22 protein-coding genes are annotated in these 26820 nt (G+C 64.4%); 10 read left to right on the top strand and 12 right to left on the bottom strand.

Annotated elements, in window-relative coordinates:
• Window positions 1-84 precede the first annotated feature (84 nt).
• The 3 genes from ACZ1II_RS06195 to ACZ1II_RS06185 are packed head-to-tail and all read left to right on the top strand — an operon-like array spanning window position 85 to window position 4222.
• Window positions 85-1722, top strand: a complete 1638-nt coding sequence (locus ACZ1II_RS06195) for an MFS transporter (RefSeq protein WP_465143543.1) — start codon at window positions 85-87, stop codon at window positions 1720-1722.
• On the top strand, window positions 1719-2819 hold the full coding sequence (locus tag ACZ1II_RS06190) for an HlyD family secretion protein (protein ID WP_465143542.1): 1101 nt from the start codon (window positions 1719-1721) through the stop codon (window positions 2817-2819). Before ACZ1II_RS06195 ends, ACZ1II_RS06190 begins: the two co-directional genes overlap by 4 nt.
• The gene (locus tag ACZ1II_RS06185) at window positions 2816-4222 is read left to right on the top strand and encodes an efflux transporter outer membrane subunit (RefSeq protein WP_465143541.1); all 1407 of its coding nucleotides are present in this window, start codon (window positions 2816-2818) and stop codon (window positions 4220-4222) included. Before ACZ1II_RS06190 ends, ACZ1II_RS06185 begins: the two co-directional genes overlap by 4 nt.
• Here the strand turns inward: ACZ1II_RS06185 and ACZ1II_RS06180 are convergent.
• The 3 genes from ACZ1II_RS06180 to ACZ1II_RS06170 form a co-directional block, all read right to left on the bottom strand.
• Window positions 4192-5298 (bottom strand): FAD binding domain-containing protein, encoded by a 1107-nt coding sequence (locus ACZ1II_RS06180; protein WP_465143540.1) that lies wholly within the window; start codon window positions 5296-5298, stop codon window positions 4192-4194. The two genes, ACZ1II_RS06185 and ACZ1II_RS06180, sit on opposite strands and share 31 nt — an antisense overlap.
• A gap of 393 nt (window positions 5299-5691) precedes the next feature.
• Window positions 5692-8178, bottom strand: coding sequence for a TonB-dependent receptor (locus tag ACZ1II_RS06175; protein WP_465143539.1), 2487 nt, complete (start codon window positions 8176-8178; stop codon window positions 5692-5694).
• A 206-nt stretch (window positions 8179-8384) separates the two neighbouring features.
• Window positions 8385-9176, bottom strand: a complete 792-nt coding sequence (locus ACZ1II_RS06170) for a type IV toxin-antitoxin system AbiEi family antitoxin domain-containing protein (RefSeq protein ID WP_465143538.1) — start codon at window positions 9174-9176, stop codon at window positions 8385-8387.
• A 154-nt stretch (window positions 9177-9330) separates the two neighbouring features.
• On the opposite strand from ACZ1II_RS06170, the gene ACZ1II_RS06165 reads away from it, so the two are divergent.
• Window positions 9331-10698 (top strand): sensor histidine kinase, encoded by a 1368-nt coding sequence (locus ACZ1II_RS06165; RefSeq protein ID WP_465143537.1) that lies wholly within the window; start codon window positions 9331-9333, stop codon window positions 10696-10698.
• Between the two features lie 24 nt (window positions 10699-10722).
• On the opposite strand, the gene ACZ1II_RS06160 is transcribed toward ACZ1II_RS06165, so the two are convergent.
• From ACZ1II_RS06160 to ACZ1II_RS06145, 4 genes are all read right to left on the bottom strand, one after another.
• Window positions 10723-11382, bottom strand: coding sequence for a response regulator transcription factor (locus ACZ1II_RS06160; RefSeq protein WP_465143536.1), 660 nt, complete (start codon window positions 11380-11382; stop codon window positions 10723-10725).
• Between the two features lie 190 nt (window positions 11383-11572).
• Window positions 11573-12721, bottom strand: a complete 1149-nt coding sequence (locus tag ACZ1II_RS06155; protein WP_465143535.1) for an acyltransferase family protein — start codon at window positions 12719-12721, stop codon at window positions 11573-11575.
• A complete protein-coding gene (locus tag ACZ1II_RS06150) occupies window positions 12718-15072 on the bottom strand; it encodes an alpha-N-acetylglucosaminidase (RefSeq protein WP_465143534.1) in 2355 nt (784 codons plus the stop codon). The genes ACZ1II_RS06155 and ACZ1II_RS06150 overlap by 4 nt, the downstream gene beginning before the upstream one ends.
• Window positions 15073-15154: 82 nt before the next feature.
• Window positions 15155-17869, bottom strand: a complete 2715-nt coding sequence (locus tag ACZ1II_RS06145) for a TonB-dependent receptor (protein WP_465143533.1) — start codon at window positions 17867-17869, stop codon at window positions 15155-15157.
• A gap of 474 nt (window positions 17870-18343) precedes the next feature.
• On the opposite strand from ACZ1II_RS06145, the gene ACZ1II_RS06140 reads away from it, so the two are divergent.
• Window positions 18344-19105, top strand: a complete 762-nt coding sequence (locus ACZ1II_RS06140; RefSeq protein ID WP_465143532.1) for a GntR family transcriptional regulator — start codon at window positions 18344-18346, stop codon at window positions 19103-19105.
• Between the two features lie 45 nt (window positions 19106-19150).
• Here the strand turns inward: ACZ1II_RS06140 and chrA are convergent, their stop codons facing one another.
• A complete protein-coding gene (gene chrA, locus ACZ1II_RS06135; RefSeq protein ID WP_465144538.1) occupies window positions 19151-20545 on the bottom strand; it encodes a chromate efflux transporter in 1395 nt (464 codons plus the stop codon).
• A 204-nt stretch (window positions 20546-20749) separates the two neighbouring features.
• Between chrA and ACZ1II_RS06130 the strand changes: the two genes are divergently transcribed.
• Entirely contained in the window at window positions 20750-21682 is a 933-nt protein-coding gene (locus ACZ1II_RS06130) for a chromate resistance protein ChrB domain-containing protein (protein ID WP_465143531.1), read from the top strand.
• Between the two features lie 98 nt (window positions 21683-21780).
• On the opposite strand, the gene ACZ1II_RS06125 is transcribed toward ACZ1II_RS06130, so the two are convergent.
• From ACZ1II_RS06125 to ACZ1II_RS06110, 4 genes are all read right to left on the bottom strand, one after another.
• Window positions 21781-22362 carry a DUF308 domain-containing protein gene (locus ACZ1II_RS06125; RefSeq protein WP_465143530.1) on the bottom strand — a complete coding sequence of 194 codons (582 nt, stop codon included), beginning with the start codon at window positions 22360-22362 and terminating at the stop codon, window positions 21781-21783.
• Between the two features lie 58 nt (window positions 22363-22420).
• Window positions 22421-22777, bottom strand: coding sequence for an HdeA/HdeB family chaperone (locus tag ACZ1II_RS06120; protein WP_465143529.1), 357 nt, complete (start codon window positions 22775-22777; stop codon window positions 22421-22423).
• A 23-nt stretch (window positions 22778-22800) separates the two neighbouring features.
• Entirely contained in the window at window positions 22801-23088 is a 288-nt protein-coding gene (locus ACZ1II_RS06115; protein WP_465143528.1) for a hypothetical protein, read from the bottom strand.
• Between the two features lie 242 nt (window positions 23089-23330).
• A complete protein-coding gene (locus tag ACZ1II_RS06110) occupies window positions 23331-23678 on the bottom strand; it encodes a hypothetical protein (protein ID WP_465143527.1) in 348 nt (115 codons plus the stop codon).
• 353 nt (window positions 23679-24031) lie between these two features.
• Between ACZ1II_RS06110 and ACZ1II_RS06105 the strand changes: the two genes are divergently transcribed.
• The 4 genes from ACZ1II_RS06105 (at window position 24032) to ACZ1II_RS06090 (ending at window position 26820) form a co-directional block, all read left to right on the top strand.
• Complete coding sequence (locus ACZ1II_RS06105; RefSeq protein WP_465143526.1) at window positions 24032-24451, top strand: hypothetical protein; 420 nt, start codon at window positions 24032-24034, stop codon at window positions 24449-24451.
• A 268-nt stretch (window positions 24452-24719) separates the two neighbouring features.
• Window positions 24720-25586, top strand: coding sequence for a MipA/OmpV family protein (locus tag ACZ1II_RS06100; protein ID WP_465143525.1), 867 nt, complete (start codon window positions 24720-24722; stop codon window positions 25584-25586).
• Window positions 25583-26380: an AcvB/VirJ family lysyl-phosphatidylglycerol hydrolase gene (locus ACZ1II_RS06095; protein WP_465143524.1), complete on the top strand. Its 798-nt coding sequence runs from the start codon at window positions 25583-25585 to the stop codon at window positions 26378-26380. Before ACZ1II_RS06100 ends, ACZ1II_RS06095 begins: the two co-directional genes overlap by 4 nt.
• Window positions 26377-26820, top strand: a complete 444-nt coding sequence (locus tag ACZ1II_RS06090; protein ID WP_465143523.1) for a DUF2147 domain-containing protein — start codon at window positions 26377-26379, stop codon at window positions 26818-26820. The genes ACZ1II_RS06095 and ACZ1II_RS06090 overlap by 4 nt, the downstream gene beginning before the upstream one ends.

Here is a 26820-nt window from a genome sequence, read left to right as displayed (position 1 = left end):
CCGCGCCTCCTGTCGGGGAAAACGGGAGGCGAGGGGCAGCGGCTTGAGCGCGAGGCTCCCGATCCATTTGAAGAGCGCGGAGCGATGGTCCACAGCGGCTACACTTTTTCGGACGAAGAGAGGCCGTTGTTTCCCGGCGCGCCCTATTCGCCGCGCCTCGCGCCCCGAACCCGCGCTTTCTATGCAGTGACGGCCTTCATCATGGCGATGGCCAGCGGCCTCGCCAACGGTATCCTCACCTCGAACATCATGAATATCGCCGGAGACATGGGTCTCTACGTGGCCGAGGCGAATATCCTGCTCGGCGTCTATGTAGCCTTCAATGCAGCGGCGAACCTCCTGCTCGTGAAGGCGCGCATGCAGTTCGGCATCCCGGCGACCATGCGCGTGGTGCTGGGTTCCCTGATCCTGGCCGAAGCGATCGCGATCTGCTTCCCCTCGTTCGGCACCGCGCTGCTGGCGCGGGCGGTGAGCGGCATCGCCAACGGCGGGCTGACCACGCTCGGCCTCTACAGCCTGTTCCAGGTCTTCCCGCTGAAGCACCGGCCGACCGCCGCGATCATTGGCTTCAGCCTGCCCCAGCTTGCCATTCCCCTGGCGCGTATGGTCTCCATCGATGCCGTCGGTTTCGACGACTGGCTGGGTTTCCACCTGATCGAACTCGCCTCGGTGCTGACGGCGCTGGCGATGCTCAATCTTCTGCCCTTGCCACCGACCGATTGCAGCAAGGCGTTCGAACCGCTCGATGCCGTGACTATCGTGATGACGATCGTCGGCATGCTGGCGGGCTGCACGGCCCTGGCGCTCGGGCGGTTCTACTGGTGGACCGAGGCGCCGTGGATCGGCTGGGCGCTGGCCGCTGCGCTCCTGCTGGGCGGCGCGGTGTTCTGGCTGGAGCTGCGCCGGAAGCGGCCATTGCTGCAGATCCGCTGGTACGGCACCGGCGACATCCTGCTTTTCACGCTGATCGCCGTGGTGATCCGTGTCGCCCTGACCGAGCAGACTTATGCCGCCGTCGGTCTCCTCTCGATGGGCGGGCTGACCAACGACCAGCTCCACGGCCTGTTCGCGGCGGTCTTCGCGGCCATGGCGGCAGGGATCGCCACCGCGGCGCTGGTCTCGCGGCCCGAGCGTCTGCTGGCGATGATGATGTGCTCGGCCCTGGTGATCGCCTTCGCCGCCTGGCTGGACACCCATTCGACCAGCGATACGCGGGCGACGCAGCTCTATCTCAGCCAGTCGCTGCTGGGCTTCGGCACGACGCTGTTTCTCGGACCCGCTCTGCTTTTCGGCCTTGCCCGTGTCATCCAGCGCGGGCCGACCCACCTCGTGAGCTTCGTGGTGCTGTTCAGCACCACGCAGAATGTCGGCGGGCTGGGCGGTGCGGCACTGCTGGCCTCCATCCAGACCATTCGCCAGCGTGTCCATGCCGAGGCTATCGCGGACAGTCTCTCGCTCGGTGATCCGGCCGTGCTCCAGCGCCTCGGCGCCACGGCGGCGCGGCTCGGGGCCTATATCGGCGATCCTTCCGCCGCTTCGGCGCTGGCGAGCGCGCAGCTTGGCCAGGCCTTGCAGGCACAGGCCGCGGTGCTGGCGTTCAACGACACCTTCTGGGTGGTCTCGCTGCTGGCGCTGGCGCTCGCGGCCTTTCTGGCAATCGTAATTCTTAAGGGTGAGGTCGGCCGTTTGCGCGCGCGCCCGCCGGCAGAGGCAATGACATGACCGATAGTACACCGCCCGCCGCACCGGCTCCCGCTCCCGAAACTGCTGTCTGGCACCCGCCCAAGGCGCGGCCCTGGGTTACGGGCCTGTGCATCCTTGCCCTGCTGCTTGCCGTTGCGGCGATCCTCCAGGTCTGGGGCATCGGGCCTTTTGCGGACCATATCGAGAAGACCGAGAATGCGCTCGTGCGCGGCCGGACGACGGTGATTGCGCCGCAAGTCAGCGGCTATGTCGCCAAAGTCATGGTGCGGGACTACGAGGAGGTCGCAGCGGGCCAGCTTCTCGCCCTGATCGATGACAGCATCTATCGCGCCAAAGTCGCGCAGGCGCAGGCCAATCTCGACGTCCAGATTGCCGGGCTGGCCAACAGCCGGCAGGCCCGTTCGGCGCGCGCCGCCGCCATCACCGGAGAGGACGCGGCGGCGAGCGATGCCGTCGCCCAGCTGCTCAAGGCGCGCGCGGATATGGCCCGCGCCGCCGATCTCGTGGCCGACGGATCGATCTCGAAGCGCGAGCGCGATGCGGCGTCTGCGGCTCTCGCTCAGGCGGAAGCGGGCGTGCGGCGTGCGACGGCGAATACCCAGATCGCGCAGGAGGACCTCAGGACCGTCGATGTCGCGCGCGGCGGCTTGCAGGCTCAGGTCGAAGTGGCCCGCGCGGCGCTGCGGCTGGCGCAGATCGACCTTCTGCACACGGTGATCCGCGCGCCGGAGGCGGGGCAACTGGGCGAAGTCCATGTCCGGCTCGGGCAGTTCGTCACCAACGGCAATGCCCTGATGGAACTGGTGCCGCCCGACCGCTACGTGATCGCGCAGTACAAGGAAGCCCAGACCAGCCGCATGCGCGTGGGGCAGCCGGTCAGTTTCTCCGTCGATGCGCTCGACGGCGAGACCCTGCACGGGCACATTTCCCGGATCGCTCCCGCTTCGGGCTGGGAGTTCGCGGTGCTCAAGCCGGACAATGCGACGGGCAACTTCGTCAAGGTGCCGCAGCGGATCGGCATCCTGATCGCGATCGACAAGGGCCAGCCGAGCGCCGCGCGCCTGCGCCCGGGCATGTCGGTGGAAACCCATGTCGATACGGCAGGTGAGCGATGAGGCGCGGCACGGCATCGCTTCTGGCGCTTCTGGCGCTCCAGGCCTGCGCGGGTCCCTATCGCCCGGCGCCGGGCGATGCGCAGATCGCGCCGCCGCCGCAATGGCGCGACGGCCAAGGCCCGGTTCGGCCAATTTCGGACGGCTGGTGGCGCGCCTTCGGCGATCCCGCGCTCGACCGGCTGGTTGCGCAGGCGCTTGCCGGTAACGACGACCTCAAGATCGCGGTTGCCCGGATCGAGGAGGCGAGGGCGCAGCTGCGCCTGACCGATGCCCGGCGCCTGCCGACGCTCGGTCTCGGCCTCTCCGGGGCATCGTCGCGGACGGTCAATGCCTTCGGCGTCGGGGTCGATCAGGAGCAGGGGCAGGCCGCCGTCTCCAGCGCTTACGAAGTCGATCTGTTCGGACGCCTGCGCCAATCGAGCGAGGCGGCGCGGGCCGACCTGCTGGCGACCGACCAGGCGCGCGACGTGCTGCGCCTCTCGCTGATCGCCACCGTGGTGGACGGCTATATCGGCCTGCGGGCGCTCGATTCCCGTCTTGCTATCGTCAACGAGACGGTCGCCACGCGCGGCAAGGAGCGCGATCTCATTCATCGGCGCTATGTGGCGGGCTATGCCTCGCTGTTGGACGAGCGGCAGGCGGCTGCCGCCTACGAGGCCGCCGCAAGGCTCCAGCCCGCGACGCAGCGGGCGATCAGTGCGCGGGAGAATGCTTTGAGCGTTCTGGCAGGCGCGACACCGGGGCCGATTGCCCGCGACGATACCGTCGCCTTCGCCGCCGATATCGCGATCCCCGCTTCGCTCCCCTCGCAGTTGCTGCGCCAGCGCCCAGACATCGCCGAGGCCGAGAGCCGGGTGGCGGCGGCGGACCATCGGCTGGGCGCGGCCCGCGCCGCCTTCATGCCGCAATTGCAACTTTCCGCGAGCGGCGGTGCGGCGGTGTCGACCCTGCTTTCGAACCCGATCACGGTCTTCAGTCTCGGAGGCTCGCTGCTGGCGCCGCTGTTCGAGGGGGGCAGGCTCCATGCCCAGCAGGACGAAGCGGCTTCCCGGCGCGATCAGGCCGCCTATGCCTACCGTGCGGCCGTGCTCCAGGCTTTCCGCGAGGTCGAGGATGCCATGGCGGGCGTGGCTTTCGTCTCCGCAGAGGCCGAGACCGCGCGGCGTGAGGTCGCGGCGGATCAGGCTGCCTATGCGGCGGCCAAGCGGCGCTACGATGCCGGTTACGCATCCTATCTCGAACAGCTCGACAGCGAACGGGCGCTGCTCGGCGCCCATATCGACGAGGACGACCTGCGCTTTCAGCGTCTTTCGGCGATCGTGGCGCTCTATCGCAGTCTCGGCGGCGGCTGGTCGGCCGATACGGCTGCGGATCAGGGGTTAAGCTCGGCCCCGAGGCGCTGACCGTAGCGCACGATATTCCGGCCGACTTGCGATCTCACGAGATTGTAGGCGCTTAGCGCTTCACCGAGCGGGGCACTGCGCAGGGCATCGGCCAGCGCCATGCTGTCCCCCGCCGCCTTGGCGACGCCCATGGCTGTGTGGGGACGGGCGATAAAGGCTGCGTCGCCCAGCAGCACGAGCCGCTGCGAGACCATGGTGGCGCTTTGCAGGTCGAAAATGGCCTGGACGAACGGCAGTGGCTCGGCCTCCATCACTTCGCTGAAGGCAGGCGGCAGGCTGCGGCGCGCATCCTCGATCAGTGCCTTGCGCACGGTGTCCGGCACCGCGCCGGGGGCAAGCGAATAGGGATGGCGCCGCCCCTGACGATCCGTCAGCAGCGCGGCGAGGTCGCTTACCTGCCGATACCATACGCAGTTGTAGCGCCGTGATCCCGCGTCCGTTTCTCCCGCAGGCCCGGCGACGAGATAGCCGAGCACTTGCGTTTTCGGCCCGTGATAGAAGGCGAAACGCCCGGCCAGGGTCTGCGCGGAAAGCGCGGAGAGCCGGTCTTCCGGAATCAGGAAGCGCCAGGCGACATAGCCCGAATAGCGCGGACTGGCAGAGGCATTGGCAGGCATGGCGGCGCGGATCGTAGATCCGATGCCGTCGGCCCCGATCACCAGATCGGCAAATTCGCGGCTGCCGTCTGCGAACTCGACCCAGGCCTGGGTATCGTCGCTGCCCGCGGAGACGACCGAACGGCCGAGCCGGTAGGACGAAGGCGCGACTTCGGCGTGGAGTGCAAGGTAAAGCCGGTCCCACGATATCTGGACCTGCGGATGATCGAGACGGGACAGGATTCGGCCGCTGCGGTCCAGCACGATACGGGCCTCGGCAAGGACGCCGCTGCGGGCGACATCCTCGCGCCCGAGGCGTGCCAGGAACTCGAAGACCTCCTCCTGCGCGACGAGACCGGCTCCGCGCCCGGCCAGCCCGTGGACGGAGCGCTCGTGGATCATGACGTCATGCCCTGCCCGCGAAAGCAGCGAAGCGGCGAAGAGGCCGCCAACCGAACCTCCGGAAATGATGATGCGCATGGGATCAGGCCTTCGTGGTTGAGCGGAGGAGCAAAACAGGCCGGCAGGAGCCGTCCCGGTTCTATCTGGGTGCACGCAACGACGAAAAGCAGCCGTGCTTTGGTTTAGCAGGGTGCGAAAATAGGCGTAGGAGAGGTCGCCATCGCCTGTTTTCAAAAGTCAGGGCGAGGGGCTCGGTCATACTCGTGCGAAATTCGACGCGTTTTGCCCTGAATGGGGGCATGAAAGCGTGAACTCGCGGCTGAAGGGCATTCGATGCTTTCCGGTTGATGAAAGCACTTGATTGCGGCGTTCATCGACCGGCAGCAGCCCAAGCCGATGCGCCCCTGATGCAGTAAATGTCGGCTCGCCGTCCTGCGAAGGCGAGCCGACATCCCGGTCGTTTCGAATCTGTCAGTACTTGACGTTGAGCGTCAGGATTGCGGTGCGCCCTGCTGCCTGGTTGGCGTAGTGCGCCGTATAGGCCTTGTCGTAGTACAGCTTGTCGAAGACGTTCTGGACGTTGACCTGAACCTGGGCGAAGTCGTTGATCTTGTACGAGGCGTTGGCATCGAAGCGCCAGTAGCTCGGCACCATGCGGGCCAGGGTCCGCGGCAGTACCAACTGACCGTTGGTGATCGTGCGGGTGCCCACTTCCTGAATGCCGCCGTAGACCTTGCTCATGTAGATCGCGCCGCCACCGACGGTGAACTGTGACGTTACGTTGTAGTTCGTGAAAGCGGTGAAGCTATGCTTCGGCGTGTTCGGGAACCGGGTGCCGGTGCTGACGGAGGGGCCGAAGATCGTGACGCTCTGACCGGTTACGGTGTCGATCGCTGTCGTCGTGGTGATGCCGCCGTCGACAATCTTCGCATCCATGTAGGTATAGCCGCCGAAGACGTTCCACTCCGGCGTGATATTGCCGTTGAAGCCGAATTCGAACCCGCGGATACGGCGATCGCCGATGAAGGCCACGGTGCCGTTTTCGCCCGTGGTGCGCGCGTTCTTGGTGCGCGTCTGGAAAGCAGCCAGCGTCAGCGCGAGGGTATTGTCCAGCAGGTTCCACTTGGTGCCGACTTCGTAGGACTTGGTCTTCTCGACCTTGAGCGCATCGGTAAGGGCCTGTGTCGTCGTGTTGAGCGCGTTGCCCTCGCTGCCCTGCGCCAGATAGGAACCGGGCGGCGTCGCGGAGCTGGAAGTCGAGATGTAGATGCTGCTGTCGGCGGTCGGCTTGAAGACGAGGCCTGCCTGATAGTTCCACAAGTCGTCGGTGCGGCTGACCCAGGTACGGTTCGCCGTCGAGGTAGCGGTGAGGCCGGGGCTTACTTCGGTCTTGTAGTGATCATAGCGACCGCCGAGGTTGAGCAGCAGGTTGTCGGTGATCGTGATCGTGTCGAACAGCGAGACGCCCCAGCTGTCGACGCGCGAGAGCGTCCATGTCTTGGGCAGGCTGCGCTGGATCGAGGCGAGAGCCGAAGAGGTGTCGCTGGCATAGCTCACCCAGGGGTCGTTCGGGTTCGGATTGTCCACCGAGGTGCAGTTGTAGCGTGCCAGCATGCTGACATTGCAGCGCGGGCTTTGCGAGGACGCGGTCGCGATCGCGGCGCCGGTCGCCGCGTTGGAGACGAAAGTGCCGTTTGCGGCCTTTTCACGCGCCCACTCGAAGCTGGCGGCGAAGCTGTTCTTGAGGCCGAAGGGGCTGACTTCGCCGAACAGGTCGGTCTGGTTGATGAGGCCTTCGGAGTAGCTGTAACGGGTGTTGGCGCGGCGCCAGACTTGCCCGCCTGGAGCGGTGATGACGCCGCTTGTCGCATTGCGAACGCCGTAGCCATTGCCCTGCTGGTCGTCGGGCTGGGTCCAGACGTAGCTCTGCTCGCTGCGCCCGTAGCGCGAGGTGTTGCGCAGGATGATGCCGTTGTCGAATTCGTGCTGCGCGCGGACCGTGAAGTTGTTGACGTTGGTCTTGCGGAAGTCGCGGTCCTTGAGGCCGTAGAAGGCGCCGCGCGGACGATCGACCTCGACGCCGCTGATCGTGGTGTAGCGGTCTGCCGGGGCGGTTTCGGTCACGCCCACAGGGGCGTTGGCGGAAGTGTAGAGATAGGGAATGCCCGAATCCGGCAGTTCGTCGGTTTCGAGGTGGTAGTAGCTGATCGTCAGGCTGGTCGGCGCGTTCAGGCCCAGCTTGACCGAAGGCGCGACGCCCCACCGCTTCGACCAGATCGCGTCGCGACCGGCAACGTCCTGATCGTGCCACATGGCGGCGACGCGCAGGCCGACGAAGTCGTTCAGCGGCTGGTTCACGTCGATCGTGGCGCGCTTGTAGTCATCGGTGCCGAGGCTCCCGCTCGCAGCGATGAAGCGGTCCGCGGTGGGTACTTTCGAAATCAGGTTGAGGCTGCCCCCGGCGCTGCCGCGGCCGCCCATCGAACTGTCCGAACCCTTCACGACCTCGATCTGTTCGACCGCGAAGACTTCGCGGCTCTGGGCGCCGACATCGCGCACGCCGTCGAGATAAGTGCTGGCCTGGCTGTCGAAGCCGCGGATGAACGGACGGTCGCCGAGCGGGTTGCCGCCTTCGCCGGCGCCCAGGGTGATGCCGGGAACGGTGCGCAGGGCTTCGGTCAGCGAGGCCGAAGCGGTGTCGCGGATCACTTGCGCCGGAATGACCGTGATCGAGCGCGGCGTGTCGACGAGCGGGGCGGTGTACTTGGGCGAGTCTGCCGTGTCCGCTTTGTAGCTGCCCTCATCGATGGCGGTGTCGGAAACGGTCACGCCGCCCAGTCGCGGCGCGGCGGACTGGTTCGCTTCCTGTGCGAGGGCAGGGCTGGCGGCGAGGCCCAGGCTCATGGCGAGGTAGGCGGGCGCGGAAGCATGTGATGACCGCAGGCGTGAAAGAGACATGAAACCCCCTGAAGCGTGTTGCTATGGATCAATTCAGGGACGCTAATGAGAATGAATTGCGATTCTGGCAAGAAAAAATATCGTAAATGGAAATAATGTGTAATAATATCCTGATTTATAAATTGCATACACAAAGGACACCAACAGCTGTTACTATTGGTGCGATGAATTTATTTTCAATTATAGGGTATTTTAATTGTCTCTTTTTATGGAACTGCCTTCTTCATGAGCCTGCTGGGGAAGCTGTAGACTCCCTGCCCGATGCGCTCCACGAACCCGTCGTGATGAAGGGCGCTCAGATATTGATGCGTGATTCCAGCTGCGAGAAACTGCGCGGTGGTTGCGACCGGATGGCGCCGGACGATTTCGACGGCCTTGGCTTTCAGCGTTCCGGGGGGCGGTTCGGAACGGCCGTCCCACAGTTTCGCGCGCCGCAGGGCATATGTGTTGAGGTCGCGCGTCACGCTGCCCTTGCCGGCGCACTCGATCCTTAACGACGGGTTCCGCGATGTATCGCGCTCCTGCAATATCGCGCGGGCAGGCAGGCGCCGGGCGTCTTGCGCCAAAGTATCCGCACAGGCCTTCATCGCCTGTTGCAGGGCGTTGACGAGGCGCCAGTTGCCCGAGATCGAAGGCCGTTGCAGGGCGGCGATACGGTGCAGGATCGTGTTCTCGTCAAGACTGAGAACGGGCGCCCCCGGCAGCAGGACCTGAATTCCGCATGCTTTCGCCTCGCGGGCCAGTCGTTCGAACGCCTCGTGGAGCGGGGCGGAAAGGTTGGCGACAATGCGGCCGCTCTCGGTCGCTTGCGGGTGGCGTAGCCCTCTCAGGATCAGGACGAGGCGGCGTTCGCGAAAGGCAAGCGATGCGAGCGAGATCAACGACCCGTCGGCGACCGTGCGAGGAGACTGCAATCCACCCTCAGGCGCAAATCCCGAAGCATCCTTGACGCATCCCGACAGGCTCAGCGACCGGACATTGTAACGAAGCATTCGCATGGAACTTTTCTAGCGAAGTGCTTCCAGACCGAACGTGAACTGGATCGTTCATGTTCGGTTTAAGGAGGTCTGCGCGCTGTACGCGGAAAGGCCACCGCCTTTGACAATTCCCGGTTCCCGGCGCTATCCGCAAGGCCTGTTTCGGAACCGCTTCATGTCGATAGCAACATACCGGGCGGCCGCCGCATCGGCGCTGGCCAGGATTTCCATCAAGGGGCGTCTGCTTCTTGCCGGCACGGTGCTGACAGTGACAGCCCTGATCGCCGCGAGCCTTTCCGTGGAGGCGGTGCTCGACCTTTACGTTCAGCGCAGCATCAACCAGAGCCTGGACGGTCAGATCGGGCTATTGGCACGCAGCGTCCGTCCGGACGGCTCGGTCGATCGGGCCATGCTGGTGGAGATCGGCCCGTTCACCCAGTATAGGCGCGGATGGTCCTGGAGGATCGAGACGCCTCGGGTTCTGGTGAACTCCACCGAGGCCATCGGTAAACTCGATTTTCGCGAAGAAGGGCCGCGCGGCCGGGAAGGTCACTTCCGGGCGCCTCCCGAACTGCTGCGGACCGGAAGGTCGGGCGATCTCTATGTGCGGGTGCTGGAGAGGGACACGCCGGGAGGACGGGTTCGCATTGCCGCAACAGCGCCCCGCGCGGTCTACGAGCGGTTGCGAACCGCGGCGGTGCGTCCCGTCCTGCTGATCCTCGGCGGGCTGAGCATCGTCCTGCTGGCAACGTCGCTCTTGCAGTTGCGGATCGGTTTGAAGCCGCTGGCGCGGCTCAGGCGAGCGCTTGAAGATGTGCGCGGCGGACGGCTTGCCCGCATCCCTGGCGACCAGCCCGCCGAATTGCGGGCCGTCGTCCGGGAGGCGAACGACCTGCTGGACGAGAACGAGGCCTCGCTGGCGCGGGCGCGTTCGCATGTCGCGAACCTTGCCCATAGCCTGAAGACGCCGCTGGCGACCCTCAAGGTCAAGCTGAGCGATACCGACAGGGACCCGGAAGGCGACCTTGCGGAACTGGTGGCGCAGATCGATCGCGCCATCCGCCATCATCTGGGGCGGGCGCGGGCCTCCTCTCCCGGAGCGCCGGGGCGCCTCTCCGCTCCTTTGGCGCCCGTCGTGGCCGATCTCGTCAATGCCCTGATGCGGATTCACATGGATCGCAACATCGCGTTCCGCGTCGTGATTCCAGAGGACATGCCGGTCAAGTGCGATCCCCAGGATCTCAGCGAAATGCTCGGCAACCTTCTCGACAATGCGGCGAAGTGGGCGGGCGCCCATGTCTGCATTACCGCGACCGAGCAGGACAGGATGCTGGAAATCATCGTGGAAGACGATGGGCCGGGGCTGAGCGAGGAGGCATTGGAACAAGTCCTGCTGCCGGGCCTGCGGCTTGACGAGCGCGGGGACGGCCATGGGTTCGGGCTGCCCATTGCCCGGGAACTCGCCGAATTGCACGGCGGCACCCTGGCGCTGCAAGGATCGGCTTCGGGAGGCCTGAGGGCCGTGCTGTTGCTGCCCCGTTGATCGTCCCTGGAAACCGGGTCGGGGTCAGGCCGGGCCGAGGCGATAGCCGCGCCCGCGAACGGTCTCGATCATGTCCGCGCCGATCTTGCGCCGCAGCCTGCCGATGATCACGTCCAGCGAATTGGAATCGGAATCGGCGTCGTATTCATAGACGCGCTCCAGCAGTTCACGGCGTTCCACCACGATGCCCTTGCGCAACATCAGCGCGGAGAGGACGCGCCATTCGAAAGCCGTGAGCCGCAGGGCCAGCCCGTCCAGTTCGAAATGACCAAGCTGGGCATCGTAAGTCAGCCGCCCGCAGACAAGCCGCGTTCCGGCATGACCATTGGCCCGGCGGACCAGTGCGCGCAGCCGCATCGTCAGTTCCTGGGGGAGAAACGGCTTGGTCATGTAGTCGTCTGCGCCGGCGCGAAAACCGGCGACCTTGTCGGCCCAGGAATCGCGGGCGGTGAGGATCAGGACGGGAAGGGTCAGTTCCTTCTCTCGGCAATCCCGCAAGAGCGTGATACCGTCCATCTTGGCCAGCCCAAGGTCCAGGACCATTGCGTCGTAGTGCTCGGTTGTCGCCAGATGCAGCCCCTCCTCGCCATCGACCGCGAGATCTACGGCGAAGTTCTCGCTCCGCAGCGTCCGGGAGAGTTCCGCCGCGAGGGCGCTATCGTCTTCGACAACGAGAATGCGCATGGCCTACCCGCTTCAGTCCCTTTCGCAGCCACCCAGGCCCGGTTCGATGAAATATCCCGCCCCTGTCGCTTGGCTGCGAATCATTTGCAACGCATTCTTTGCCCGATCCTAAGGCGGGGGCGATGAAACCGGCTGCGCAATTCCGATTGTCTTTTGTTGGTTTGACGATCGCGGCGAGATGCGCCGGTGCTCAGGCTCTCAGTATGAGTCCCTTGCGGTCCAGCGCCCAGCCCATGGCCCAGCAGACCATGGTATAGGCCAGGGCACATAGCAGCGAGCCGGTTGCGCCGGGAGCGATCGACTGGAACAGGGCTATTCCGATCCAGTCGTAAAGGCCGCCGTAGCCGGGAATCTGTACAAGGTTCATCGTGATGACGAGCATTTCGGAGAACAGGTAGATCGCCAGAGGGTTGCGCCCGAGGATCGTGAAGAAGCGCCTGCCGGCCTGCACTTCCCTGACTTCGAACAGCCAACTGGCTGCAGCCAGCAGCAGCAGCGCCAGTCCCACGGTCAGCAGGACGAAGGAGCCGGTCCACAGCTTCTTGGAGATCGGGAACCACGGGCTCCACGCAAGCGCCGCGATCACGAGCGCCAGCCCTGCAAGCGCCAGTGACCGCAAGGTCCTTTCGAGCGATCCCGCGCGCAGGATCGCGAGGCCGGCGAGATAGCCGGCGATCACGTTTACGGTGGCGGGCAGGGTGCCGAGGAAACCTTCCGGATCGAACCCGCCGTCCTTCTTGTAGAGGTGCTCCTTGGGCAGCAGGTAGAGGTCCAGCAGGGTCCCGGCGCTGCCGGTCTTGGAATAGGCCTCGCCTGGCAGGCTGAACGCCAGCAGGATCGCCCAATATCCCAAAAGCAGTGCGGCGCAGGCCAGCGCCAGCTTCTTCCAGTCGAGCCAGCGCATTAGCAGTCCGGCCAGAACGTAGCACAGGGCCAGGCGCTGGAGCACGCCAGGTATCCGGGTGAGGGCGAAGGGCGCCATGCTCCAGCCCTCGGCATCGTGTCGGACGAAGGGATACCAGTACATCAGGAAGCCGAGCGCGAATATGATCGCGCCGCGACGGAAGAGACGGGCGAGGTAAGGGCCAGTCGCGACCGGCTTGCGCAAGGCGAAGCTCATCGCGTTGCCCATCGCGAAGAGGAAGCAGGGGAACACGAGGTCGGCCAGCGTGAAGCCGATCCATTTGGCATGGGTGAGCTGCGCGAACGGGCGCGCGCCGGGGCCTGCCGTGTTGACCAGGATCATCAGGAAGATCGTGGCGCCCCGGAACACGTCCAGCGAGGCAAAACGCTGCGGCTTGGGTGCGTAGGCGGAAGCGGGAACGGCAGCGTCGGTCATGGGCGGGTCTCGTCCAGGATCGCATGCACCAGCTTGATCGGGTCCTTGGGCTTCCGGCGCTTCCACTTTTGCCCGTCCGCGATCCACTGCTTCTCGCGGTCGAGGATCGCGCCGAGCGCTGCGGCTTCGTCCAGCGGCTTGCCGCTGGCGGCCGCCGCGCGCCGGGCAGTGAGGAAGCTGTCCCAGCGCGGCAGGTAATAGCCCGCATAAAGCCCCTGCCATGCGCGCGAGGCATAGTCGGACAAATGGCCTTTTCCGCCCCAGACGGTGACGATCGCCTTGGCTTCCTCCTCGAAGCGGTCCTTCTCGGCAGGCGTATCGCCATAGGCCCGCGCATCCGCGATCCATGAGCCGAGAGTCTCCTGCTGGTTGCCCGCCAGCAGGTCGATCCGCCGCGCCAGGGCATTCATGCGCAGGCGGTCGCGGTCGCCCTGCTCCAGCTTGCCGTCGCGGTACGCGGCCAGGACCGCCTTGAGCAGACGATCGAGTTCGAGGCTGGCGTAATGCCGGGTGAGATCGACGATATCGTAAGTGAGTAGCGGCGAGGGCCGCGCGGGTGCGGCCGCCAGCAGCGCGGAGATACCCTCCCGCAGCTTCGCCGGATCGACGGGGGCATCGGGATAATCGGCCCCGTCCGCCATCGGTCGCTTGAAGAACAAGTAGGCGCCCGCGTGCTGCTCCCACCAGCGCGGCTCCCAGTACTTCGTGCGATAGGCGCCCGCCGCCGCCAGTTCCCAGGCCTTGGTCAGCGCCGGAGAGGCCTCCCCATAGCGCGCCTTGAGGTGCTCGCCGAGCCAGTCGGCCATGGGGCGGTCAGGCTCGCCCCAGGCCAGGTCGTAGGCATAGTCGTAGACGATCGAGTTGCTGTGCAGCCCTTCGGGGAACATGCCGAAGCCGGTCAGCCGCCCCTTGCGCGGATCGGCGTGAAGCGCGGCCATGTCGCGGCGATAGAACTCCAGATCGCCGTAGACCGGATTGCTGCCGCCGTAATTATGGACATAGCCGTATGTCCAGGCCTTGCCGTCGAAGGCCTGGGTCTTCTGCCAGATGCCGGGATAGCGGTCGTTGCCGATGTCGAGGATCAGCATGCGCTCGTCCGGCACGCGGCTGAGGAAGGCGGCGATCGCCTCGGGGGTCCAGAACGTCTTGTCCGCGCCGAACAGCCAGCCCTGCATGACCCAGGTGGCCTTGGGCGCGGCGGCGGTGATCGACTGGTAGAGCCGCTCGCCATAGGCCGCGAGGCGCGCGTCGCGCACGGCGGGCGGCAGCGCCGCCGCGCGGGTGGCAGCGGTATTGGCGATGGAATCCCCGTATTCGGCGGCGGCGGCATCGCTGCCGTCCTCGGCGATCGGCGGGATCATCTCGTTGAAGGCATCGGCGAGGTAGTATTCGCCTTCACTGTAAGTGCGGTTGTAGAGCGTGACGAACCGCGCCGCGAGCTGCGCGAACAGCGGGTCGGACGGGTCGAGCCAGTAGGTCGGCGCGAAGCCTTCCCAGGCGCGCATCTTGTAGATCCGCGCATCAGGATGCGCCTTGGCGAAAGCTTCGGGCACATAGCCCGCGAAAGCCGGAAGCACCGGCTTCATGCCCAGCGAACGCATGCGCTGGAGGATGCGCAGTTGCAGCTGGTGCTTCTTCTCGATCCAGCTGGAGGACAGCGGCGCGCGGTAGCCCGCAAGGTTGCCCATGCGCTGCCATGGCAGGAAGGGCGCGGCGGAGAGGCCCTCGGAGATTGCGGTCTCGCTCAGGCCGGATTCGCGCCAGAGTTCGCGCCAGACATATTCCTGGCCCTCCATCGCCAGCGGCGTATCGACGCCGTGCGCAGCCATCCAGTCGATCTCCTGCTCCCAGCGGTCCCAGCCCCACCAGGGCGTGGTGTAGCCGTAAGTGCAGGTGTTGAGGTATGCGCGCAGGGCGAAGGGCGAGGCGACTTCACCGGTGTCCATGTCCGGCAGGTCGGCCAGCGAACCCAGGCGGCGGCCTTCCCAGCTCACATGCAGGCGTCCCAGCTTCTCCAGCGTGGCGGCGACGCCGCGAACCAGCGCGACGGATGAGGTGCCCTCCGCGGCAATGCGTCCGCCTTGGATGCGCACGCGGTAATGCGCCGCTCCGGCATCGGGCTTCAGGGTGAGCGCGAGCCGGTCGGCGGGAATACCGAAACGGGCCAGTGCCTCGGCGGCGGAGGTGACGCCGGTTTCCCCGGTCGTCTCGGCAAGCTCCGGGGAGACCGGCGCCGGGGTATCTTTCGCTGCGACCGCGAAAGGCTGCATGACCGTGGCCAGAAGCAGGGCGGTGCTCGCCCATCGCAGCGGCCCGTGCTTGAACGGGTGCTGCATGCGGATCTCGGTCATCGGGGGACTTCCTTCGAGAACTGTCTTGAACAGGAGGGGCATGTCCGAAAGACCCGGACACGCCCCTTTCATACGATCGATGTCAGAGTTTCAGCGTCGCCGAAAGGTAGAAGCTGCGGCCGTAGAAGCTGCTTTCCTGCCAGATCGAGGAGTCTGTGTAGTAGGCTTCCTCGCGCGTGTTGTTGACGTTGATGATACCGGCCGAGAAGCTCAGCCAGTCGTTGGGCGAATAGCCGCCGCTGAGGTCGATCTGGGTGCGCGCGCGCACCGTATGCTCCGGATAGGCGAAGAAGCTGTCCGCGCTATTCTGCTGGTAGCCGCTGCGGTGATTGATCGCCGCGCGGATGTTAAAATGCTCGTTCTCCCAGTAGGGAACCAGGTTCCACGTGACCTTCGACAGATTGCGGATAGTATAGCCGGTACCGATCGCTACCTTTTCCGGGTAGACGCGCGTGTAGTTCGCCATGATGCCGAAGCCATCGACTGGCAGGAAGCGGTCGAACGACTGCGTCCAGCTGACTTCGAACCCTTTTACGCGGATCGTGCTGGGATCGTTTAGCGTCTGGGTGATGTCGTAGATATTACCGGAGGCATCGACGCATTCACCCGACGAATTGCCCGACAGTGTGGTTCCGTTGAAGGAATTCGGGCAGATCAGCGCCGAATAGGTGCCGTTCTTGATCCACTTGTAGAACCCGTTGATCGAAAGCGCGTTGCCATGGTCGTAATACCACTCGACGCCGAGATCGAGTTGCTTGGCGGTGAGCGGCTTCAGACCCGACTGGCCAAGATCGACCGTGACGGTATTGGTGCCGACAGGGAAGGTGTTGGCGACCGTAGAGGATGTCTGGGCCATGGACGTGCTGGAGTCCATGAAGGGGCGTACCAGAACCTTGGCCGCCGCAAAGCGAACCTGCAGGTTGCCGGTCGGCTCCGCCACGAGGCTCAGGCTCGGCAGGACGTTGCCGTATTTCTGGGTGACCGTGTATTCGCCGACCTTCTGCTGCACTTCCTCGTAACCGTCGTCGCGCGGTTCGGTCACGTTGCCGAGAACCTTCTGCCGGGTATGCTCGTAACGCACGCCGACATTGCCGCGAAGCGGCATGCCCGCGATCGTCGTGTCGATATCGGCCATTGCATAGACCGAGGGCATGTAGCGATCGACGTTGTAGCTGGCTTCCGGCGCGAAGATATCGGGGACCGTGATTCCCGCCGCCGCGAGGGCCTCTTCATAGGCGGCAAGATCGGGTCCCACCCAGGCGGAAGGAATGCCGGAACTGTTGTTGAGGAAGCCCGAGACCTGGTAATACTTCGTGGTCATGTCGGGGAAGATGCTGCTGGTCACGTCCGGCGCATCGGCCAGCGCGACCATGTCATGACGCGAGACATAGCGGCTGAAGGTCTCGTGACGATACTTCGCACCCGCGCTCAGCTTCGAGATCGGGCCGAAGGTCACTTCACGGCTGAGATCGAATTGTGCGGACTTCTCCGTCGACTTCATGCGACGCGTGGCGCCGTTCGGGTATTCGTTGCGAAGCAGGGTGCTGCGCTCGTAAAGGCTCGGGTCAGAGAGGTCGGTACCGACGGAGAACTTCACATTCTTCGGATCGGTGAAGTCGATCGTGGCCGTCGGTATGTTTACGCCGATGATCGCGGCCTTCTCGTCCTGATAGGTCGAGCCTTTGGTGTAGTTGAGCGTGGTGCTGGCGAGCCAGCCGGTGCCGTCGTTCCATTTCGCGCCAAGAGTATAGCCCTGGCTGGTGAGGTCACGGTCCTCGTGCTGGCGGTTGTTTTCCAGCGTGAAGTCGGTTGCCGTTGCGCTGGTGGCAAAGCCGTTGTTCACGGCGATCACGGTAATGCGCGAGGGGTCGAACAGGAAGACCTGCTGGTTGAGATCGTAATCGGTCTTGTCGCGGGCGTAGATCGCGGTCGCGTTCATCTCGAAGCGGTCCGAGGGTTTCCACTGCAGGCCGCCGCTCGCCATCAGGCGTTCGGTATCGCGGTCGATGCGGCGATAGCGCGGACGGCGCGGCGCCTGAACGGTTTCGCCGTCGACGGTCGCGGTGGTCCAGCGATTCATCCAGAAGTAGTCGGCGCGGTCGCGCAGCTTCTGGTAGCCGAGGTTCGCATAGACGCCGATCGTGCCGTCCGCGAACTGGTCGAGATAGCTGCCGCTGATCTTCGGGGTGATCTTGCCGCCCGCGTACTCGGAGTTCTGTCCCTTTGCCGACAGGACGATCTGGCGGTCCTTGTAGTCGAGCGGCTTGGGCGTGCTGATGTTGACCGTGCCGGAAAGGCCGCCGGTATCCATCGCCGCCGTGGGCGACTTGATGACTTCGATCGCATTGGCGAGTTCGGTCTGGATGATGTCGTAGCGGAAGCCGTCGGTAAAGTCGGCGCTCTTGAAAGTCTGGCCGTTGATCGTCGTCAGTGCATATTGCGGGCCGAGGCCGCGGATGCTGATAGTCGCGCCGCGACCGTTGATGTTGGACATCTGGACGCCCGAGATGCGTTGGATCGCCTCGGTGATGTTTTCGGCCGGGAACTTGCCGATGTCCTCGGCGGAGATGCCATCGGTGACGCGCACGTCGTTGCGCTTGGCGTCAAGCGCATTGGCAAGACTGTTGCGGAAGCCGGTCACCACGATGTCGGCGGCAGGCTCGGTGTCAGCCGTAGCGACCGTTTGGGCAAACGCCGGGCCGGATGCGAGTAGTGCCGGTGCGCAACCGGAAAGCAGCAGGGCGGCCTTTGCGAGGCGCCGTGTCATCGGACGGAAAACGCGTTCTGAACTTGTCATGGCTACCCCCTGAGGCATGCGTTTTTGAACGGAGAAGTGCGGTGGCTTCCCGTGTTTCCTGCAAACGATTTTTATGATTTGTTACCCGAATGTGTCACAAAGGCCTTCAAACATGTCAAGGCCATTTAGATACAAGAAAGATTATTTTGTATTGCCTGCTCAGGCGATCGTTGGCACCTTTTCCTGAGCCTGTCGGATCGCCTGTCGCCTTATCGATAAGTGACAGAATATATTGAAATATATCTATAAAAAGTTTCGAATACCAATGAAATTTCCGGTGAGAAATCGGACCGTTGTTGCCACGTTTTTGCCATTGAAAATGAAGTCAGGCGTCTGAGTGGCAGAGGGATGAAAGACCATTTCAATACGAATTTTGCGAGATCGTAGGTAAGGTCCTTGCGCAATTTCTTCGGGGTTTCCGATTCGTATTGTCCCGATTCCGGTCTCAGCGTATCGCAGGTGTAGAGGAGAACTATGGTAGCCGTAGACAAGATTGGCTCACTTCGCGACGGCGAGACCGGCCCCCGCTACATGCGCCTCCAGCGGCTCATCCGTGACGCCATCGACAGGCAGCGCATCGCGGCAGGTTCGGCCTTGCCGACCGAGCGCGAACTTGTGGAGGAGTATGGCGTCTCGCGTGTCACCGTCCGCAAGGCGGTGGACGGCCTGGTCGACGAGGGCCTGCTCGAACGACGGCAGGGCGCAGGCACTTTCGTTGCGGTGCAGCCGCGGCCCGAGCAGGGAGAACGGGTGGAAAAGAGCTTTTCCATCATGACATCGTTCTCGGAAGACATGGCGATGCGCGGGCGCACGGTGAGCAACGTGTGGATCGACCGTTCCGAAGGAACCGTAACGCCGGACGAGGCGATGCTGCTGGGTCTCTCGCCCGGCTCCAGGATACTGCGCTTCAACCGCATCCGCTGCGCCGATGGTGAAACGATGGCGATCGAACATGCCGTAGTACCGGGTTGGGCACTGCCGTCGCCGGAAGCGGTCGGGGATTCGCTCTACGCCGCGCTTGACGTGGAGGGACACCGGCCGGTGCGGGCGCTGCAGCGCCTGAGGTCTGTCGTTTTCGGTAAAGAGCATGCCGAGATGCTCGGCATTTCCGCAGGCGACCCTTGTCTGGCCATCGAGCGCCGCGCATTCCTGCCGGACGGGCGCCTGGTCGAAGCGACGAATTGCTATTATCGCGGCGATTCCTACGATCTGGTCATCGAACAGATCGATCGCTGATATCGCTTCGCCCAAGCCTCGCGCTGAGCGGTCTCGCGGTCAGCGTCACCCTGCCAATAGCCGAGCGAGTCCCACGAACGCACACGATCCGAGGATCGCAAACGTGCCTAAGCCCAGCCGCGTGATGGCGATCAATGCGGCGAAGGAGAGCAGCAGGGCAAACCAGTCGATCGTAGCGAAATCGGGCGCCGGAAACGTCAGGGGGCCAAGGCGATGTTCGCCGACATCGGTAAACCAGTAATGAAGCGCGAACCACAGCGCCAGGTTGAGGATGACTCCGACGACGGCCGCTGTGATCGCGGAAAGGGATGCGGCGAGAGCGCGGTTCGTTCGCAGTCGCTCGATGAACGGTGCACCTGCGAATATCCAGAGGAAGCAGGGGACGAAAGTGACCCATGTGGTGAGCAGCCCGCCCAAAGTTCCCGCGAGGAGCGGCGACAGCATTCCTGGCTGGCGATAGGTCGCCAGGAACCCGACGTACTGGGTCACCATGATGAGCGGCCCCGGCGTGCTCTCCGCAAGGCCCAGCCCATCCAGCATTTCCGGCGGCGTAAGCCAGTGATAGTGATCCACAGCGGCCTGACCGACCCAGGCCAGAACGGCATAGGCGCCGCCGAAAGTCAGCATCGCCATCCTGGCGAAGAACGTGCCGACATCGGCGAAGGCGCTGTCTGCAGGCGCGAAGGCGATCACGGCCAGCAGAGGCAGCAACCAGGCGGCAAGCAGCATAGCGGAAACCCCGATGATCGATCCGAAGCCGGATCGCGCGTGATCGGGGATTTCAGCGCCCAGCGCGCTGTCTTCGTCGCGCAGTGACCCCGCCTTTACATAGCCATGGCCGCCGCCTTGAAAGGCCCGGACGCCGAGGCGATGGGCGCTCCATCCCACGATCCCGGCGGCAAGGACGACGAGGGGAAATGGCGCTTTGAGGAAGAACAGCGATCCGAACGAGGTGGCGGCGATGATCCAGCGGGTCCGGTTGGCGAGCGCTCGCGAGCCGATCCGGAGTACCGCCTGGAACACGATCGCGACGACAGCGGCCTTCAACCCGAAGAACAGGGCTGCTACCGGCGCGATCTTGCCGAGCAGCACATAGGCCCATGAGAGCGCCATGATCGAAAGCGCGCCCGGCAGCACGAAAAGGATGCCGGCGACGAGACCACCCTTAACACGGTGCAATAGCCATCCGATGTAGATCGCCAGTTGCTGCGCTTCCGGTCCGGGCAGCAGCATGCAGAAATTGAGGGCGTGGAGAAAGCGCTCTTCGCCGATCCACTTCTTCTCGTCGACCAGGATCCGGTGCATTACCGCGATCTGGCCGGCCGGGCCGCCGAAGCTGAGCAAGGCGATCCGGGTCCATATCCGCACGGCCTCGCCGAACGGGATGCCGTGCGGCATGTCGGCGGCCCGGTTTCCCGGAGTTGCGAGAGCGGCCGTCATGATGCGGAAGTTGCGATCTTGCCGTCCGCCGATGCCGCTGCAAGTGCCGGCGTGGCGAATGCGGGGCGCGTAGGGGGCGATCTCCTCCAAAAGCGTGACGCGATCACTTGTGATCTCCATCTGTCAGGACATGACAGATGGCTAAATCCGGAGCATTGCTCGTTCAACCTTCCCGGCGGAACCGCGCCAAGATACGATCGTATCATGACCGAGTCCCGATCCTGGCTGGTTCTGGCGATGCAGCTTCCGTCTCAACCCGCCTATACGCGGGTCAAGGTCTGGCGGCGGCTGCGCGAGGCTGGCGCCGTGTCGCTGGCCAGCGGTGCGCACTTGCTGCCCGATGAGCCGAGGCACCGCGAAATCTTTGCTGCCGCGCTTCGGGCTGTCGTGGCCGGTGGCGGGCAGGCAACGATCGTGTCGGGCGCCATCGTTGATGGGAGCGAAGATCCGGAAGACCTGTTCCAATCCGCAAGAACCGCCGATTTCGAGAATTGGGCCGATGATGCCGTGCGGTTGCTGGCAAGCGAGGTGAAGCCCGCGTCCCTTGTACGCATGCGCCGAAGGCTCGACGCCATTCTCGCCATCGAATTCGTCGGCACAGGCTGGAAGGATCGAGCGGAAGCGGTGATGAAATTGCTGGTCGATGCATCGCTGAGGCATCCCGACGTCAGCCGCGGCTCCCCCGGCCATGCCTATCGCGTGAGGGAACTCCATGGGCGAACCTGGGTAACGCGCCGGGGTATCGGTATCGACCGGATTGCATCGGCTTGGCTGATCCATCGTTTCATCGATCCGCGCCCTCACTTCCGCTTCGTCGATCCTGACCGCTACCGGCATCGACAACGCGAGTTGCGGTTCGATATGGCCGAGGGTGAGTTCACCCATGAAGGCGATAGCTGTTCGTTCGAAACATTGCTCCGCCACAGCGGGATAGCCGCCGATCAGGGGTTGGCCGAAATCGGACGGATCGTGCATCAACTCGACATCGACGACGGCAAATACGATCGGCTTGACACTGCGAGCTTTTCCGGGGCGATCGGGAATATCTGCGCCGAGCACGTCGAGGATGAACAGCGGTTGGCCGCCGGATCGGCGCTACTGGACGGACTCTATGAGCACCTGGCCGCGTCCGGCTGATTTCTCGGCGCGGGACCGGCGAACGAGAGTGAAGCTGTCCCCGGCATTCATGTGGGCCTTCACTTCCTTGCCGCTGTGTGGGGGAACTTCGATTGAGGCTAGCTGGAAAAGCCCCGGCGGGCAGGCGCGGCCAGTGATCGGAGCAGCACGGTGAAGCCGCTGACGATGAAGCTGATCCCGACCAGCGCCGAGACGATGCCAAGGTTCAATGTCGCGAATTCAAGCAGGAGGACAAGCGACAAAACGAGGTCGAGCAGCCCTGCGCCGAACTGGAGCCAGCGCCCGCGATGCAGCCGGAAGGCCGAGGCGATCTCGATCACGCCCGATACGGCGAACCACAGGCTGAGCGACCACAGCAGCGTCACGGCGCCTGCGAGAGGGAAGGCGAGAACGGCAAGGCCGAACAGAAAGGCGAGCGCGCCCAGCAGAAGGTCGGCCCAGTAGCCGTGCTCGCGGATGTGCTGTGCCCCTGCGGCCATGGCGGCAACGCCTCCGGCGATCATCGCCCAGCCCATCGCGTAGCCGGCAAAGGCGCTTCCCAGCAGGGGAAAGATACAGGCAAGAACACCGAAGACCACTAGCAGTATGCCATAAGCAACGGTGATCGGGCGGCGTGCCGATCGGGCGAAGGAGCCCGTGGCATGTGGCGAAAAGGATTTTCCAAAGGTGGTACCGTTCATGGCCGTGCTCCAGGGGAAAGGGGCGGCCGGGGCGTTCGCTGTCCCCGGCCGGGAAGGTTTACAGCTTGTGCAAGTCCGCACGGATGCGCTGGATCAGGGTGAGTTGCGGCGTGGTCCGGCAGGATTTCTGCACGACCGGCACGATCCGTGAAATGCCCGCGACGTCGAGTACGGCGTCTTCCGGCTTGCGCGCCTTGTCGTAGCCGATCGCATAGGAGATTGCCTGGGGCTGGAACTGCTGTTGCAGGGCCAGGAATTCTCGGCAGGTGACTTTCTCGATCTGCTTGCCCTGGTGAATAGTGCGGGTGGTCGTCACTACGCCGTGGCGATCGGAGATCGTCGGCTGGGCCGAGGCCATGGTGGCGGCCCCCGCGAGACAAGAAATCGCGCAGAGTGCGAGGAGGGATCGTTTCATGGCATGGTTCCTCTCGGTCAGGTTCACTTGCGCTGGATGCAGGCGTCGCGGCGCTGGGCAGAGCAGGGCGGATAGGACGCGGCCGGGGGCGGCGGCGGATAGGCGCTCGCGGGGGAGATCGACGATGCGGTGATGATTTTAGCATCGGCGGGCGTGTTTGCGGGAAGCGGGGGATTGGCGGGCTGGTAGCCGCCTGAGGTTTCGACGGCATGGAATCCGTCGGGGGCGGTGAACGCCCGGTCCTGGGCGCTGGCCTGGAAACTGATGGCGCCGGTCGCGGCGATGACGGCACTGAGAATGACACGCTTCATGAGGTAGCTCCATTCGCTGGTTGGAAGTCAGGGAGGGGCAGGTGTGCAATCGGCCGTAGGTGTTGGAAATCCGAGCAACTGCCGAGAGATGATCTGGGCCTGGCATCGTGATTTTGAAGACAACCCAAAGTATGTCTCGGGCAAACTTCAGGCCTATCGGGTTCTCCGGGAGTCCTTTCGAAGTTTACGGAAGACGACGTTGCTGCACCTGTTTGCACGCTTCATCATCCACAGGATTCCGGTCAGTTCGAAAGCATCTGCTCGACCTGACCGCGAAGTGTCGCGATGCGAGCTTTCATGCCGTCCTCGGGCAGTCCGGCGCGGGCTGCATCGGGGCAATCGGCTGCGATCAGTACATCGGCCACCATCGCCGATCCCATTTCGGGGTGGGTGTTATGAAGTTCCCTGACGGCCTCGATGATGCTGTTCTCGCGGTCCGGGCCGGACAATCGCGTGGTGAGATCGGCGAACCATGCCGGATCGAGCGAAGGGGCAAGATCGGCGGCGACCGGGCATCGCTGCGCCGGCGCCGCCGCCGAGCACGCACCGAGCAGCATCACGCCTGCAAGAACGACGAAGCGCTTGTTCATGAATGATCTCCAGGGATATCGGCGGCGCGCCTTGCGGGGAGGGGGCATGCCGGGCGCGCCGCCGTTCCGTCCGCTCGGGCAAGCGGAGGGGGCAGGGCCGCTTGCGGTCTCGCCGTCGGCCTTCTGCCTGTCTCAGATAGGTTTGCGGGAACCAGCGGCCAATACAAACCAAAGTTTAAGATCCGATGGAACCGGGCTGTTGCGATAAACGACCCGATCAAATCGGTCTATCTTCTTCAACGGCCAATGGTTTGCCATCGCTATACGTTGGCATGAGGCTACTCTCGTATAGTTCACCGAAAGCGCATCGATCTCCACACTGTGTTCGTCAGTAAACACGAAGGAGAATTCACATGCGTAAGACGGTTATTGCCTGCGTCGGTCTTGTCGGCGTTCTTGCTTCCCTCGCCGTGGCCGGTCCGGCATCGGCAGAGCGCCTGGAGAACCGGGGCGCGGACCTGGACGATCCGATTTCGCTGCTGGCCGAGGAAAACCTTCCCCGTAACCAATTCATGCTCGACAGTTCCAGCGACGTGGAACTCGTACGCTTCAAGAAGCCGCACGATCTCGAACTCTGCAATGCCCGCCCCGATCCCGACGCCGTCTACGGTACCCGGCGCGGCTATGCGATCCAGGCATCCTGGGACAACGACGTGGCCATCATCATGCCGGGCAACTGCCTGGCCTTCGATGCGCAGCGCCTCAAGGTGAAGGCCGCGGGCAGTCTGCCCGACAACGTGATCCTGACCGGGACGGTCCGGGTCATTCGCTGAACGGGCAACGCATGGCCCGCTGCGGCGGGTCGGCGGCCTGTACCGATCGGGGAGCAAGGACGATGTTGGAAAAGGTATTCGGATTGCCGTCCGGTCGGGCCTCGGCCACGCGGCTCAGGGGCCTGATCGCCTGCATGAAGGAGCGGCATGTGCCGTCCGACACGGGCACCATAGACGAAGCGGGTATCCGGCGTGCCACATGCAGGGTTTGCGGTTGCGCGCTCGTGAAATCGGGCGTGTCGCGGTGGTACCGCTCGGGAGAAATGGGATGACCCTGCGCTCACTCGGCCATGCCGTCGCGCTGGTCGGCTGCGGCGTCTGCCCCGGCCTGGCCCTTGCGAACACGAGCACCGACACCGGCCAGGACACGTCTGTCAGCATGCACGACCGCGTGACTGCTGGCGTGGGCGTCGCCAGCGTGCCCAGCTACATCGGTTCCGACCAGAACGTGATCGTGCCCATGGCTGCAGCCCAGGGACAGGTCGCCGGTGTCGGCTTCGAGCTTGAGGGCACTTCGCTCTCGCTCGACCTGGTTCCGCACGGCAATGCCAAGGGCTTCAAGGTTCAGGCAGGGCCGGTCGCGTCCCTGCGGTTGGACCGGACCACCAAGATCCGGGATCACGCCGTGCGGGCGCTGGGCGAACGGTCCACGGCGGTCGAACTCGGTGGCTGGCTTGGCGTGCAGAAGACGGGGGTGATAACCAGCCCCTACGATACGCTGTCGGCCAGTATTTCCTATCAGCACGATGTCGCCGGCGCGCACCGCAGCTTCATTCTTTCTCCGGAGATCGATTACGACACGCCGCTGTCGCACCGTCTCTATGCTTCGCTGTCCGTCTCTGCCGATTACGTGGGCAGTCGCTTCGGCGCCTATTACTACGATATCGATGCCCAGGGCAGCCGCGCGAGCGGGTTGCCGGCCTATTCGGGCGCGGACAAGGCGGGGTGGAAGGACTGGAACGCCAATCTCATGGTGGCCCGTTCGATCACCGGCGATCTCACCCATGGCATGAAAGTGTTCGCCAGCGCCGGTTATGGACGGCTGCTCGGGCGCTATGCCCGCTCTCCCGTGGTGGCGATCGCCGGAAGCAGGGGCCAGCCCAGTTTCGCCATCGGACTGGGGTACACGTTTTGAGACCGCGCCGGATCATTCTGGCAGCGATCGCGCTGCTGCTCCTGCCGCTTGTCGGCGTGACCGGATACTGGGCCTATTTGGGCTATTTCGGCTCCGACCCCTTCGTGACGGTTCCGGCGACCCGCGCGCCGTCTCCCGCCCGCAAGGGTGTGGTGGCGGTAATCCTGTCCGGAGATATGGGCTTCAAGATCGGCATGGGACCGAAAGTCGCGGCCCGGTTGGCCGAGGACGGCATTCCGGTGATCGGCGTCAATTCGCTGACATATTTCCGGCAGAAGCGCACCGCAGGCCAGGCCGCCGCGCTGATCGAGGAGGCCATGCAACGTGCCTTGGCGATGGAGCCGGAAGGTCCGGTCCGGCGGGTGGTGGTGATCGGCCAGTCGTTCGGTGCCGACATGGTGAACGTCGGTTCCCAGGTGCTTGCGCCGGACTGGCGCGCCAGGGTCCTGACCACCGAACTGGTCGTGCCCACAGATACGATAAACTTCCGCGCCTCGCCCGCCGAACTGCTGAACTGGACGCCGCCGGACGCTTCGGCACTGCCTTCCGGGCATGCGCTCGGCTGGGTTCCCACGGTGTGCATTTATGGCCGGGAAGAGACCGAAAGCCTGTGTCCGCACCTCCATCAGGCCGGCGTGCAGGTCGTGCCTCTGCCGGGCGGCCATTTCCTCAACAAGGACGTGAACAGGGTCCACGCCGTCCTGCTGGGCGTCATCGACGAGGCACTTCGGCAGCGTCAGGCGCAGATCGTGCAGGCACAGGCAACCACCGCAGATCGGGAGATCGCACAATGAAACCCGCAATTTCCGCTCTTTGTGGCGCTCTGGCCCTGGCGGCGGCCATTGCATCGCCCATGGCACAGGCCCAGACGCCCGCCGCATCTCCTCCGCCTGCCGAAGGTGCAACGCTTTCAGGCACCTGGGTCAACCCCAGAGGCTCTGTGAAAGTGAAGACCGGCGAATGCGGGACCGATGTGTGCGGATGGATCGTCTGGGCCAACGACCAGGCTATGTCGGACGCGCGCGATGCCGGAGTCGACAAGCTGGTGGGGACGGTGCTCCTGCAGGACTATCGCCCGGTCAGCCCCAACCACTGGCAGGGCCGCGTCTACGTGCCCGATATGGGCGGCACCTATTTCTCGCGCATGGAGCGCCTCGACGCCGACCATCTCAAGATCAGCGGATGCGTGCTGGGCGGCTGGATCTGCAAGTCGCAAGTCTGGCTGAAGGACTGA

The organism is Novosphingobium sp. BL-S-20 (assembly GCF_055521635.1).
This window is presented reverse-complemented; position numbering and strand designations above follow the sequence as displayed.